This is a genomic window from Oceanicella actignis (assembly GCF_900111545.1).
GTDB lineage: Bacteria > Pseudomonadota > Alphaproteobacteria > Rhodobacterales > Rhodobacteraceae > Oceanicella > Oceanicella actignis.
Genome location: NZ_FOHL01000006.1, coordinates 47,997 through 59,687 on the forward strand (window position 1 = coordinate 47,997; position 11,691 = coordinate 59,687).

Consider the following 11,691-nt stretch of genomic DNA (forward strand, 5'->3'; position numbering starts at 1 on the left):
AGGCGCCCTCAGCAGACCGTCTCGCCGCCATCGGCCACGATCACCTGGCCGGTGATGTAGGCCGCGGCCGGCGAGCACAGGAAATGCACCACCCCGGCGATTTCGTCGGGCACGCCGATGCGGCGCAGGGGGTTCTTCTCTTCGGACTGGCGCCGGCGCTCGGGATCGTCGGTCAGCGCCTTGGCGAAATCGGTCGCCACCAGCCCCGGCGCCACCGCGTTGACGCGCACGCCCTTCGGGCCCCACTCGACCGCCAGATTGCGCGCCAGCGAAGCCTCGGCCGCCTTGGACATGCCGTAGCACCCGATGACCGCGTTGCCGCGCAGCGCCGCGATCGAGCTGAGCAGCACCACCGCTCCGCCGCCATTGGCCGCCATCTGCGGCAGCACCAGATTGGTCAGCCAGATGGTCGAGAGCACGTTCACCGTCATGATCTTGTGGAACGCGTCGTCGCTCAGCGCCGAGATCGGCCCGTAGACCGGGTTCGTGGCCGCGTTGCACACCAGAATGTCGATGCGCCCCCAATGGGCCAGCGTCTTCTCGACCAGCTCCTCGATCTGGGCCTTTTCGCCTACATGGCAGGGAATGGCGATGGCCTCGCCGCCGGCGGCGCGGATCTCTTCGGCCACGGCCTCGCAGGGGCCGGCCTTGCGCGACGAGATCACCACCTTGGCGCCCGAGCGCGCCATCTGCATGGCGGTCGCCTTGCCGATGCCGCGCGACGAGCCGGTGATGACGGCGACCTTGCCTGAAATGTCGAACATGGCGGCCTCCTCAGGGCTTGAGCACGATCTTGCCGATCGCCTGGCGGTTCATGAGCATGCGCAGCGCCTCGGGCGCCTGCTCGAGCGGCAGCACATGGCTGACGCGCGGCTTGAGCTTGCCCTCGGCGTGCCAGGCGAAGAGCTGCTCGAAATTGCGCTGGTCCTCTTCGGGTTCGCGCATGCGGAAGGCGCCCCAGAACACGCCCACGATGTCGCAGCCCTTGAGCAGCGGCAGGTTCATCGGAACCTTGGGAATGGTCCCCGAGGCGAAGCCGATCACCAGCACGCGGCCCTTCCAGGCGGTGGCGCGCAGGGCCTGCTCGAACAGATCGCCCCCGACGGGGTCGTAGGTCACGTCCACGCCGTTGCCGCCGGTCAGCTTCTTGAGCTTGTCCTTGATCTCGCCGTCGGAATAGTCGAGCAGCTCGTCCGCGCCGGCGGCGCGGGCGGCCTCCAGCTTCTCTTCGCTCGAGGCGGCGGCGATCACCTTTGCGCCCATCAGCTTGCCGATCTCGACCGCCGCAAGGCCGACGCCGCCGCCCGCGCCCAGCACCAGCAGCGTCTCGCCCGGCTGCAGGCGCCCGCGCTGCTTGAGCGCATGCATCGAGGTGCCGTAGGTCATCGAGAAGCCCGCCGCCGTGACCCCGTCCATCGACTCGGGCCGGCGCATGAGCGCGGCCGCCGGCGCCAGGATCTGCTCGGCGAAGCCGCCATAGCCCGTCATGGCGATGACGGGATCGCCGGGGCTCCAGCCGCTCACGCCCTCGCCCACCGCATCGACCACGCCGGCCACCTCGCCGCCGGGCGAGAAGGGCGGCTCGGCGCGCAGCTGATACTTGCCCTCGATGATGAGCGTGTCGGGAAAGTTGACGCCGCACCCCTCGACGCGGATGCGCACCTGGCCCTTGCCCGGCTCGGGCACGGGAACCTCCTGCACCGCCAGCTTCTCGGGCGGGCCGAACTCGGAACAGATCACAGCGCGCATGTCGCCTCCCTTTCGATCGTTTCGCATGGCGCGGCGGCCGCGCCGCCGCTCCTGCGGGCACATTGCCCGCCGCGAAACAAGATTTCAACATGCAGAACGGCCGGCCGGCCGGCCGCGCGCGCTGACGTGGCGGCGCCCGCGGCCGGCGACGTTGACAGGGACCGGGGCGCGCCTTAGCGTTTCGGCGGCATTGCGGAACGCGCTTTCGCAAGCCGCCGACGCCGCGCCGCCCGCCCCCCGCAAGGCCGGCGCGCGCGGCGCGGCGGCGCGCAGGCCGCGCCCCGCCCCCGACAGGAGACGAGCATGGAACTGGCCTTCACCAAAGAGGAACTCGCCTTCCGCGACGAGGTCCGCGCCTTCATCGACGCGAACCTGCCCGCGCGCATCCGCGACAAGCTGCGCGACGGACGGCACCTTGCGAAGGAAGAGATCGTGGAGTGGACCCGCATCCTTCACAAGAAGGGCTGGTCCGTGCCCAAATGGCCCGTCGAATACGGCGGCTGCGACTGGACGCCGATCCAGCAATACATCTTCTCGGAAGAGCTGGCCGCCGCCCCCGCGCCCGAGCCGCTGCCCTTCGGCTACTCGATGGTCGGGCCGGTGATCTACACCTTCGGCAACGAGGCGCAGAAGAAGCGCTTCCTGCCGCGCATCGCCGACCTGTCCGACTGGTGGTGCCAGGGCTTTTCCGAACCGGGCGCCGGCTCGGACCTGGCGTCGCTCAAGACCCGCGCCGTGCGCGACGGCGACCACTACGTCGTCAACGGCCAGAAGACCTGGACCACGCTCGCGCAGCATGCCGACTGGATCTTCTGCCTGGTGCGCACCGATCCGGACGCCAAGAAGCAGCAGGGCATCTCGTTCCTGCTGATCGACATGAAGACCCCCGGCATCACCGTGCGCCCGATCCAGACCATCGACGGCGGGCACGAGATCAACGAGGTCTTCTTCGACGACGTGCGCGTGCCGGCCGAGAACCTGGTCGGCGAAGAGAACCGCGGCTGGGACTACGCCAAGTTCCTGCTCTCGAACGAGCGCGTGGGCATCGCGCGCGTGGGCGCCTCGAAGGCGCGCATCCGCCGCATCAAGGAGCTGGCGGCGCTCGAGCGCATCGGCGAGGGCCGCGTGATCGACGATCCGCGCTTCCGCGCCAAGCTGACCGAGGTCGAGATCGAGCTCAAGGCGCTCGAGATGACGCAGCTGCGCGTGCTCGCCTCCGAGGCCCGGAACGGCAAGGGCAAGCCCAACCCGGCCTCGTCGGTGCTCAAGATCAAGGGCTCCGAGATCCAGCAGGCGGTGACCGAGCTGCTGATGGACGTGGTCGGCCCCTACGCCCTGCCCCGCGCCCCGCAGGAGGACGGCTGGAACGAGCCCCCGGTCGGGCCCGACTGGGCCGACGCCGTGGCGCCGTCCTACTTCAACACCCGCAAGGTGTCGATCTATGGCGGCTCGAACGAGATTCAGAAGAACATCATCGCCAAGGCCATTCTGGGCCTGTGAAGCGGACGGAGAACGACGAGCATGGATTTCGACCTGAACGAGGAGCAGCGCCTTCTCAAGGAGAGCGTGGACCGTCTGCTGCTGGACCGCTACGACTTCGAGGCGCGCAAGCGCCACATGAGCGGCCCCGAGGGATGGAGCCCCGAGATCTGGGAAAGCTTCGCCGAGCTGGGGCTTCTGGCCCTGCCCTTCTCGGAAGAGGACGGCGGCTTCGGCGGCGGCGGCGCCGAGGCGATGCTGGTGATGGAGAGCTTCGGCCGCGCGCTGGTCGTCGAGCCCTATTTCGCCACGGTCATCCTGGGCGGCGGGCTGATGGCGCGCGCCGCCTCGGCCGAGCAGCGCGCCCGGGTGCTGCCCGGCGTGATCGAGGGGCGCACGCGGCTGGCCTTCGCCCATTCCGAGCGCCAGTCGCGCTATGACCTGGCCGATGTGCGCGCCACGGCCGTGCGCGACGGCGAGGGCTGGAAGCTGAACGGCGACAAGACGCTGGTGCTGCACGGCGACTGCGCGCAGCAGCTGATCGTGTCGGCGCGCGTGGCGGGCGGGCCGCGCGACGAGGGCGGCGTGGGCCTGTTCCTGGTCGCCGCCGACGCGCCCGGCCTGTCGCGCCGCGGCTACGCCACGCAGGACGGCATGCGCGCGGCCGAGGTCGCGCTGCGCGACGTGCGCGCCGAGGCGCTGGGCGATCCCGAGGGCGCCATGCCGATCATCCGCCAGGTCGCCGACGAGGCCGTCGCCGCCCTGTGCGCCGAGGCCGTCGGCGCCATGGAGCGGGCGCACGAGCTGACCATCGAATATCTCAAGACCCGCCAGCAGTTCGGGGTGCATATCGGCGCCTTCCAGGCCCTGCAGCACCGCGGCGCCGAGATGTTCGTGGCGCTCGAGCAGGCGCGCTCGATGGCGATGCTGGCGGCGATGATGTCGCGCGATCCCGACCCGGTCGAGCGCAGCCGCGCCGTGTCGGGCGCCAAGGTCCAGGTCGACCGCTCGGGCCGCTTCATCGGCCAGTCGGCCATCCAGCTGCATGGCGGCGTGGGCATGACGATGGAGTATGCCGTCGGTCACTACTTCAAGCGTCTGAGCATGATCGAGAAGACCTTCGGCGACATCGACCACCACCTGCGCCTGGTCTCCGAGGCGGGGGGCATGGCGCTCTGACCCCGGCCCGGGCCGCGGGACGAGACGGCGGCGGAGGTCATCCGCCGCCGTTTTCCTTTCGGCGGCTCCGGGCGCCATGGCCGCACCCCGCGCGCGCTCGCAAGCCGCAGGTTGCGCAGGCGCGGCGGGGCCGACGCCCGTCGCGCGCCCGAACCTTGGCGCAGTTGCTCAAGACGGGACCGAGACGCACGCCCCCCGGCGCATCTTCCCCGCAGCGCGCGCATGCGCGACGGGCCGCCCGGCAAGGGGCGCGGCGCGCGGGTCAGTCGAAGCGCGGCGGCCGGCCCTCGAGCCCGGCGCGGACGCATTCGAGCTGCTCGGGACCGCCGATGATCTCCATCTGGATGCGGCTTTCGGCCATCAGGATCTCGGCCTCGCGATCCTCTTCGACCAGGTTCAGAAGCCGCTTGGCCGCGCGGATGGCGGCGGGGCTCTGAGCGGCGACGGTCGCGGCCAGCTGGCGCGCGCGGGCCAGCGGATCGTCGGCGATCTCGGTCACAAGGCCGAATTCCAGCGCCTTTGCGGCGTCGATCATCTCGGCCGTGTAGGTCAGACGCCGGATCACGTCGCCGCGCGCCAGCCGGCGCATCAGCGCCATGCCGCCCATGTCGGGCACGATGCCCCATTTCATCTCCATCACCGACACGCGCAGATCCGGCGCGGCCACGCGCATGTCCGCCCCCAGCGCGATCTGGAGCCCCCCGCCCAGCGCGACGCCATGCATCGCGGCGATGACGGGAATCGGCGCGCGCCGCCACATCATGGCCGCGTGCTGGAACAGGTTCGCGTCGCCCCGGTCCCGCACGGTCAGATCGCCCAGCCCCGCGCCCGGCTGGGCCATGCGCGCGAAGTTGCTCTTGTCGAGCCCGGCGCAAAAGGCCCGCCCTTCGCCGCGCAGAACCACGGCGCGCACCTGCGCATCGGCGCATGCGCGCTCGAGCGCCGCTTCCATGCCCGTTATCAGTTCGGGCGTGATGGCGTTCATGCGCTCGGGCCGGTTGAGGATGATCTCGGCCACATGGCCGTCCTTCTCCAGCAGAACGGGGGTCGCTTCGTCGGTCATGCCTGCCGCCTGTCCGCGCGCCTTGCCGGGGCCGCAATCGCGCGCCACTCTCGGGCCATGGAACAGAAGCGACTCGGCCATGGCAAGCGCGACGCGGCGGAAGCAGGGGCGCGGCGCGCGGCCCGGCGCGCCGGCCTGCTGGCGCTGGCGCTGGCGGCGCTGACCGCGGCGGGCGGCTGCACGCCGCGCACGGGCCTGGGTCCGCCGCCCGCCCCCATCATCCGCGGCGGCGATTGCGAGGACCCGGACTGGATGCTGCTGGGCTTCGAGGACGGCCTGCGCGGCGTCGCCCCGGCGGCGCGCGGCTATGCGCTGCGGCGCGCGGCGTGCAAGCTGCCCAACGACCCCGACGACGCGCGCGCCTATGCCGCCGGACACGCGCGCGGCCTGCGCCGGCGCCCCGCCGCGGCCGACGCCCCGCCCGCCCGCTGGCCGCTGCCGCGCATCGGCGCGCATGTGGGGCTGGGCTCGGGCGGCTGGACGACGGGCGGCGTCTCGATCGGGTTCTGAGCGGGCCTAGCCCTCGGCCCTCCCGGCCCCGGCGCGATGGCTGCGCGCTCCGTCCGGGGCCGGACGGGGCCTGCCGGCCAGCCCGGCCAGCACGTCCTCGATCGAGGCGCGCGCCCGCTCGCGGCGCCCGCGCGGCAGGGCGTAGACCGTGCGCGTCGCCTCGACCAGCACCGCGCCCGCGAGGCGGTGCGCGCCAAGGCGGCGTCCGGCGCGTTCCCACAGCTGATGGGTCTTGAGCCAGAAGCGCCTGTGGCTGGGCGGCCCGAACAGGGCGGCGGCGTGACGCTCGGGCTCGAAGCCATGGGCGGCCAGCGCCGCGTCCAGCTGGGCCGCGCTGTAGGGCCGGCCGTAGCCGAAGGGCGTGGCGTCCGAGCGCGCCCACATGCCCGAGCGGTTGGGCGCGATGATCATGACCTTGCCGCCCGGCGCGAGAACGCGGCGCATCTCTTCGAGCAGGGCGTCGGGGCGCGCGCAGCTTTCCAGCCCATGGGCGACGATCAGCCGGTCGGCGAAGCCCACGGGCAAGGGCCAGTGAGTCTCCTCGACCAGGACCGAGACGTTCGGCCCCTCGGCCGGCCAGGGGCACACCCCCTGCGGCGCGGGCATCAGGCAGAGGGTGCGCGCGGCCTCGGCCATGTAGGGCCGCAGCAGCGGCGCGGCGAAGCCGAAGCCCACCACCGTCTCGCCGCGCGCCGATGGCCACAGCGCGGCCATGGCCTCGCGCAGGGCGCGCTGCGCCGCGCGCCCCAGCTGGGTGCGGTAGTAGAAGCGGCGAAGCTGGACCACGTCGAGATGCATTGCGCGGCTCCGGGGCTTGGGACAGGATGCGCCCGACCTTAACAGCTTCGCGCGCCCGGCGGTAACCCGGCCGCGCACCGCGAAAGGAGGCGCCGATGGCCCTGCACGTGACCGTGATCCCCTGCCTTTCCGACAACTACGGATACCTGATCCACGACGACGAAGCGGGCGTGAGCGCGCTGATCGACGCGCCCGAGGCCGCGCCGCTGCGCCGCGCCATCGAGGCGGCGGGGCGGGGGCTGGACCTGATCCTGCTGACCCACCACCACGCCGATCACGTCCAGGCCGCGGCCGAGCTGGCGCGCGCATACGGCGCGCGAATCGCCGGCCCGGCGGACGAGGCCGACAGGATGCCGCCCCTCGACCTGCATCTGCGCGACGGCGACGTGGTAGCGGTGGGCGCGCAGCCGGCCCGGGTCATGGCCGTGCCGGGCCACACGCTGGGGCACATCGCCTATCACTTCCCCGACGCCGAGGTCGCCTTCACCGCCGACAGCCTCATGGCGCTGGGCTGCGGGCGCGTGTTCGAGGGCACGCATCTGATGATGTGGGAAAGCCTGACCAAGCTGGCCGCCCTGCCCCCGCGCACGCGCATCTATTCGGGCCACAACTACGGCGCCGCCAACGGCCGCTTCGCCCTGACCATCGAGCCCGACAACGCGGCGCTGCGCGACCGGGTGGCGCGCATCGCGGCGCTGGACGCCGAGGGCGCGCCCATCGTCCCCGCCACGCTCGAGGAAGAGCTGGCCACCAATCCCTTCCTGCGCGCCTCGGTTCCGGCGGTGAAGGCGGCGGTCGGCCTGCCCGACGCCGACGACGCCGCCGTCTTCGCCGAGATCCGCCGGCGCAAGGACGCCTTCTGATGCCTCCGCCGCGCCCGGCGCCGCGCAAGATCCGCGCGCCGGGCGACGGCGCGCTGCCCGAAACGCTCTGGGGCTATGTCGTGCAGATGAGCGGCCGCAGCCAGCTGGGGCTGTGCCTGCTGGCGGTCGGGGTCTCGGCGCTGAACCTTGCGCCGGTCGAGCTGCAACGGCGCATCATCGACGACGCGATCGCCGCGGGCGACGCGGCGCTGCTGACGCGGCTTGCGGCCCTTTACGGCGCGGCGCTGCTGGTCCACCAGGGCGCCAAGTTCGCGTTGCGCATGTGGCAGGGGTGGATCTCGGAAAGCGCCATCGCCCATACCCGCCGGCGCGCGCTGGCGGCCAGGCGCGCGCGCACCGGCCAGAACGCGCCCAAGGGCGCGCCCATCGTCCTGGGCGCCGAGATCGACAAGCTGGGCGGCTTCGTGGGCGAGGGCCTGTCGGGCGCGGCGGCGAACCTGGCCATGCTGATCGGCGCGGCGGGCTACATGCTGGCGGTCGAGCCGACGATCGCCGCCTTCGCCATGCTGTTCCTGGCGCCCCAGCTGGCGCTGACGCGGCTCCTGCAGCGCCGGCTCAACGCGCTGATCGAAGAGCGCGTGGCCCTCGTGCGCGAGATGGGCGCGAGCGTGCGCAACCCCGACCTGTCGCCCGAGGCGCAGAGCGCGCAGATCGCGCCCATCTTCCGCAACCGGATGAAATTCCTGGCCTTGAAATTCGCCATGAAGGCGGCGCTGAACCTGTCCAGCGCGCTGGCGCCGCTGGCGGTGCTGGGCGTGGGCGGCATGATGGCCGTGCGCGGCGAAACCAGCGTCGGCGTGCTGGTGGCCTTCCTGTCCGGCTTCCAGCGCATCGCGGACCCCCTGCGCAAGACGGTCTCGTTCTACCGCCAATGGGCTCAGACCGAGGTCCAGCGCCGGATGGTCGCGCGCTGGATGCGCGGCGAGGACGGCCTAGATGAGGACGGCTGACGTCGCGCCCAAAGCCGGGCGCATGCCAACCGCCGCCGGCAAGGCGGCCCCGAAGAAGGAACCCCGATGACCGACGAACCGCTCTTGCTGCTCGTCTGCGGCTCTCTGCGCAAGGAAAGCCGCAACGCCGCGCTGTTGAACGAAGCCGCGCGCCTGTTCGGCCCAGCCCGGATCGAGCGCGCCGACCTGCGCCTGCCGCTATACGACGGCGATCTCGAGGCGCAGGGGATTCCGCCCGAGGTGATGCGCCTGGTCGAACAGTTCCGCCGCGCCGACGCGGCGGCGATCGCCACGCCCGAATACAACAAGAACCTGTCCGGCGTGCTCAAGAACGCGCTCGACTGGATCAGCCGCGTCAAGCCGCAGCCGCTTCTGGACAAGCCGGTCGCGATCATGTCCGCCGCGGCGGGGCGCTCGGGCGGCGAGCGCAGCCAGTTCTCGCTGCGCCACTGCCTGACGCCCTTCCAGCCGCGGGTGCTGCAGGGCCCCGAAGTGCTGATCGCCAACTGCGATCAGGCGTTCGACGAGGACGGGCGCCTGAAGGATGACCAGGCGCAGGCGCTGCTGCGGCGGCTGATGGACAAGCTGCGCGCCGAGATCGCGCTGCGCGCGGCGCAAGGCTCGTGACGCGCCGCCGCGCGCAGCGGGGGGCCTGAAGCGCCGCCGTCCGGAGGACCCGATGCGCCGGCGCGCGGGGCAGGCGGGCCGAAGCCCGCCGCCGGACGCGCGCCCGGCGGCGGCCGCCGCGCCTAGCGGCGGATCTTTTCGGGCAGGATGCCCCTGGGCGCAAAGCGCAGCACCAGCAGCAGGATGAGCCCCATGAAGATCATCCGCATGTGCGGCGCGCCCTCGGACAGCGCCTGCGCCAGCGGGCTGCCCTCGGGCAGCAAGGCGCCCACGGTCTCGGCCAGCATCAGCCCCGCCGGTTCGGCCTGAACCCAGACGAACCAGATCAGGAAGCCGCCCAGCACCGCGCCCCAGTTGTTGCCCGAGCCGCCCACGATCACCATCACCCAGATCAGGAATGTGTAGCGCAGCGGGTTGTAGGTTCCGGGCGTGAACTGACCATCCAGCGTGGTCAGCATGGCGCCGGCCATGCCGATCACCGCCGAGCCCAGCACGAACACCTGCAGATGGCGCGCGGTCACGTCCTTGCCCATGGCCGCGGCCGCATGCTCGTTGTCGCGGATGGCGCGCATCATGCGCCCCCAGGGCGAGCGCAGCGCCCGCTCGGCCAGCCACAGGATCGCCAGCAGAACCGCCGCGAACAGCCCCGCATACATCGCCTTGACCGCCAGGCCCGAGGCCTCGGCCGGGTCCAGCCCCCAGGACTGCGCCTTGGCCACGAACCAGGCGCTCTGCTGCAGCTCCAGCTCGTAAGGCACCGGGCGCGACAGGCCGGACACGTTCTTGACCCCGCGCGCCAGCCAGTCCTCGTTCTTGATGATGGCGATGATGATCTCCGAGATGCCCAGCGTCGCGATGGCCAGATAATCCGAGCGCAGCCCCAGCGCGATCTTGCCCACCAGCCAGGCCGCCGCCGCCGCGAACAGCCCGCCCACCGGCCAGGACAGGATGATCGGCAGGCCAAGGCCGCCGATGTTGCCCGCGCTCGACGGGTCGATCGCCTCGATCGCCTCGACCGCCGGGTCGAAGAAATGCCGCGCCAGCGCATAGCCGCCCATGGCCAGGATCGCGGTCATCGTCCCGCGCGCAGGGCCCGGCCGCATGCGCCGCCTGAGGGCCGCGATCAGCGCCGCCGCCGCCAGCGCGCTGGCCGCCGCCGCGCCCAGCCCCGCGCCGCCCGCACGCCAGGCCTCGGGGCGGAAGGGCTCGGACACCAGCACCGCCGCCAGCCCGCCCAGCGCGACGAAGCCCATCACGCCGGCATTGAACAGCCCCGCATAACCCCACTGGATGTTCAGCCCAAGCGCCATGATCGCCGAGATCAGGCACAGGTTGAGCATGGCCAGGCTGACCGACCAGCTCTGCGCATAGCCCACCGCGATCAGCAGCGCCGCCATCGCCCCGAAGGCCGCAAGGCCGCGGCCAAGCCCATTGCCCGCCATCACAGCACCCTTCCCTTGAAGATGCCCGTCGGCCGCACCAGCAGCACGACGACCAGGATGATGAAGCTGACCGCGAACTTGTAGTCGGTCGAGAGGATCTGCAGCAGCCCGTCGGGCTCCCACGCCGGGACCAGATAGGCGAAGAACTTGCGATAGGCGTAGGTCAGCGTGATTTCCGAGAAGGCGACCAGGTAGCCGCCCACGATGGCCCCGATCGGCTGGCCGATGCCCCCGACGATGGCGGCGGCGAAGATCGGCAGCAGAAGCTGGAAATAGGTGAAGGGCTTGAAGCTCTTGTCGAGGCCGTAGAGCACGCCGGCGATGGTCGCCAGCGCGGCGGCGATGATCCAGGTCACGCGCACCACCCGGTCGGGGTCCACGCCCGAGAGCAGCGCCAGATCCTCGTTGTCGGAATAGGCGCGCATGGCCTTGCCCGTGCGGGTGCGCTGAAGGAACCAGAACAGCGCCGCGACCACCAGCGCCGCCACGACCACGGTCAGCGCCTGGCTCTGACGCAGGGCGACGCCCTCGGCCAGCCCAGACCATTCCTTGAAGTCGCGGGCCGTGAAGACGAAGCGCGCGCCGTCGGCGAAGCGTTGATCGTTCGGCCCGATGATCAGGCGCACCAGACCGTTGAACAGGAACATCACGCCCACCGAGGCCATGACGAAGATCACCGGCTTGGCCCGCCGCGCGCGGTAGAAGCGGAACACCGCGCGGTCCGCTGCCAGGCTCAGCGCCACGGCGCCGAGAATGGCGACCGGCAGCGCCAGCAGCGCCGTCGGCAGCGGCGCGATGCCGATCCCCGCTCCCTGCAGCCCCCAGGTGGTCAGCACCGCCAGCATGGTGCCGAAGGCCATCAGGTCGCCATGGGCGAAATAGGCGAAGCGCAGGATCCCGAAGATCAGCGTCACGCCCAGCGCCCCCAGCGCCAGCTGCGAGCCATAGGCCAGCGCCGGGATCGCCACGAAATTCGCGAACAGCGCCAGCGCGTTGAGAATGTCGATCGT

General features: G+C 71.8%; 12 protein-coding genes. 6 read left to right on the forward strand and 6 right to left on the reverse strand.

What is annotated here, in order from left to right; all coding sequences use genetic code 11:
- Positions 1–8: 8 nt before the first annotated feature.
- Positions 9–764 carry an SDR family NAD(P)-dependent oxidoreductase gene (locus BMW67_RS10410; protein WP_072747576.1) on the reverse strand — a complete coding sequence of 252 codons (756 nt, stop codon included), beginning with the start codon at positions 762–764 and terminating at the stop codon, positions 9–11.
- Between the two features lie 10 nt (positions 765–774).
- Entirely contained in the window at positions 775–1,749 is a 975-nt protein-coding gene (locus BMW67_RS10415; protein ID WP_072747575.1) for an NADPH:quinone oxidoreductase family protein, read from the reverse strand.
- A 303-nt stretch (positions 1,750–2,052) separates the two neighbouring features.
- On the opposite strand from BMW67_RS10415, the gene pimC reads away from it, so the two are divergent.
- Positions 2,053–3,249: a pimeloyl-CoA dehydrogenase large subunit gene (gene pimC / locus BMW67_RS10420; protein ID WP_072747574.1), complete on the forward strand. Its 1,197-nt coding sequence runs from the start codon at positions 2,053–2,055 to the stop codon at positions 3,247–3,249.
- Positions 3,250–3,270: 21 nt separating this feature from the next.
- Positions 3,271–4,407: an acyl-CoA dehydrogenase family protein gene (locus BMW67_RS10425; protein ID WP_072747573.1), complete on the forward strand. Its 1,137-nt coding sequence runs from the start codon at positions 3,271–3,273 to the stop codon at positions 4,405–4,407.
- Between the two features lie 262 nt (positions 4,408–4,669).
- On the opposite strand, the gene BMW67_RS10430 is transcribed toward BMW67_RS10425, so the two are convergent.
- On the reverse strand, positions 4,670–5,470 hold the full coding sequence (locus tag BMW67_RS10430) for a crotonase/enoyl-CoA hydratase family protein (protein ID WP_072747572.1): 801 nt from the start codon (positions 5,468–5,470) through the stop codon (positions 4,670–4,672).
- Positions 5,471–5,527: 57 nt separating this feature from the next.
- Between BMW67_RS10430 and BMW67_RS10435 the strand changes: the two genes are divergently transcribed.
- Positions 5,528–5,980 (forward strand): hypothetical protein, encoded by a 453-nt coding sequence (locus BMW67_RS10435; RefSeq protein ID WP_072747571.1) that lies wholly within the window; start codon positions 5,528–5,530, stop codon positions 5,978–5,980.
- A gap of 6 nt (positions 5,981–5,986) precedes the next feature.
- Here the strand turns inward: BMW67_RS10435 and BMW67_RS10440 are convergent, their stop codons facing one another.
- Complete coding sequence (locus tag BMW67_RS10440) at positions 5,987–6,778, reverse strand: class I SAM-dependent methyltransferase (protein ID WP_091764219.1); 792 nt, start codon at positions 6,776–6,778, stop codon at positions 5,987–5,989.
- Between the two features lie 95 nt (positions 6,779–6,873).
- Between BMW67_RS10440 and gloB the strand changes: the two genes are divergently transcribed.
- From gloB to BMW67_RS10455, 3 genes are all read left to right on the forward strand, one after another.
- Entirely contained in the window at positions 6,874–7,641 is a 768-nt protein-coding gene (gene gloB, locus BMW67_RS10445) for a hydroxyacylglutathione hydrolase (RefSeq protein ID WP_072747570.1), read from the forward strand.
- Entirely contained in the window at positions 7,641–8,612 is a 972-nt protein-coding gene (locus tag BMW67_RS10450) for an ABC transporter ATP-binding protein (RefSeq protein ID WP_072747569.1), read from the forward strand. Before gloB ends, BMW67_RS10450 begins: the two co-directional genes overlap by 1 nt.
- A 66-nt stretch (positions 8,613–8,678) precedes the next feature.
- On the forward strand, positions 8,679–9,239 hold the full coding sequence (locus BMW67_RS10455; protein ID WP_072747568.1) for an NADPH-dependent FMN reductase: 561 nt from the start codon (positions 8,679–8,681) through the stop codon (positions 9,237–9,239).
- A gap of 122 nt (positions 9,240–9,361) precedes the next feature.
- On the opposite strand, the gene BMW67_RS10460 is transcribed toward BMW67_RS10455, so the two are convergent.
- Both BMW67_RS10460 and BMW67_RS10465 read right to left on the reverse strand, forming a co-directional pair.
- Positions 9,362–10,681, reverse strand: a complete 1,320-nt coding sequence (locus tag BMW67_RS10460; protein WP_072747567.1) for a branched-chain amino acid ABC transporter permease — start codon at positions 10,679–10,681, stop codon at positions 9,362–9,364.
- Positions 10,681–11,688, reverse strand: a complete 1,008-nt coding sequence (locus BMW67_RS10465) for a branched-chain amino acid ABC transporter permease (protein ID WP_072747632.1) — start codon at positions 11,686–11,688, stop codon at positions 10,681–10,683. The genes BMW67_RS10460 and BMW67_RS10465 overlap by 1 nt, the downstream gene beginning before the upstream one ends.
- Positions 11,689–11,691 lie beyond the last annotated feature (3 nt).

Excerpts from the sequence above, each read along its gene's own strand:
- BMW67_RS10410 (WP_072747576.1), bottom strand. The coding sequence starts at position 764 with ATGTTCGACATTTCAGGCAAGGTCGCCGTCATCACCGGCTCGTCGCGC.
- BMW67_RS10415 (WP_072747575.1), bottom strand. The coding sequence starts at position 1,749 with ATGCGCGCTGTGATCTGTTCCGAGTTCGGCCCGCCCGAGAAGCTGGCG.
- pimC (WP_072747574.1), top strand. The coding sequence starts at position 2,053 with ATGGAACTGGCCTTCACCAAAGAGGAACTCGCCTTCCGCGACGAGGTC.
- BMW67_RS10425 (WP_072747573.1), top strand. The coding sequence starts at position 3,271 with ATGGATTTCGACCTGAACGAGGAGCAGCGCCTTCTCAAGGAGAGCGTG.
- BMW67_RS10430 (WP_072747572.1), bottom strand. The coding sequence starts at position 5,470 with ATGACCGACGAAGCGACCCCCGTTCTGCTGGAGAAGGACGGCCATGTG.
- BMW67_RS10435 (WP_072747571.1), top strand. The coding sequence starts at position 5,528 with ATGGAACAGAAGCGACTCGGCCATGGCAAGCGCGACGCGGCGGAAGCA.
- BMW67_RS10440 (WP_091764219.1), bottom strand. The coding sequence starts at position 6,778 with ATGCATCTCGACGTGGTCCAGCTTCGCCGCTTCTACTACCGCACCCAG.
- gloB (WP_072747570.1), top strand. The coding sequence starts at position 6,874 with ATGGCCCTGCACGTGACCGTGATCCCCTGCCTTTCCGACAACTACGGA.
- BMW67_RS10450 (WP_072747569.1), top strand. The coding sequence starts at position 7,641 with ATGCCTCCGCCGCGCCCGGCGCCGCGCAAGATCCGCGCGCCGGGCGAC.
- BMW67_RS10455 (WP_072747568.1), top strand. The coding sequence starts at position 8,679 with ATGACCGACGAACCGCTCTTGCTGCTCGTCTGCGGCTCTCTGCGCAAG.
- BMW67_RS10460 (WP_072747567.1), bottom strand. The coding sequence starts at position 10,681 with ATGGCGGGCAATGGGCTTGGCCGCGGCCTTGCGGCCTTCGGGGCGATG.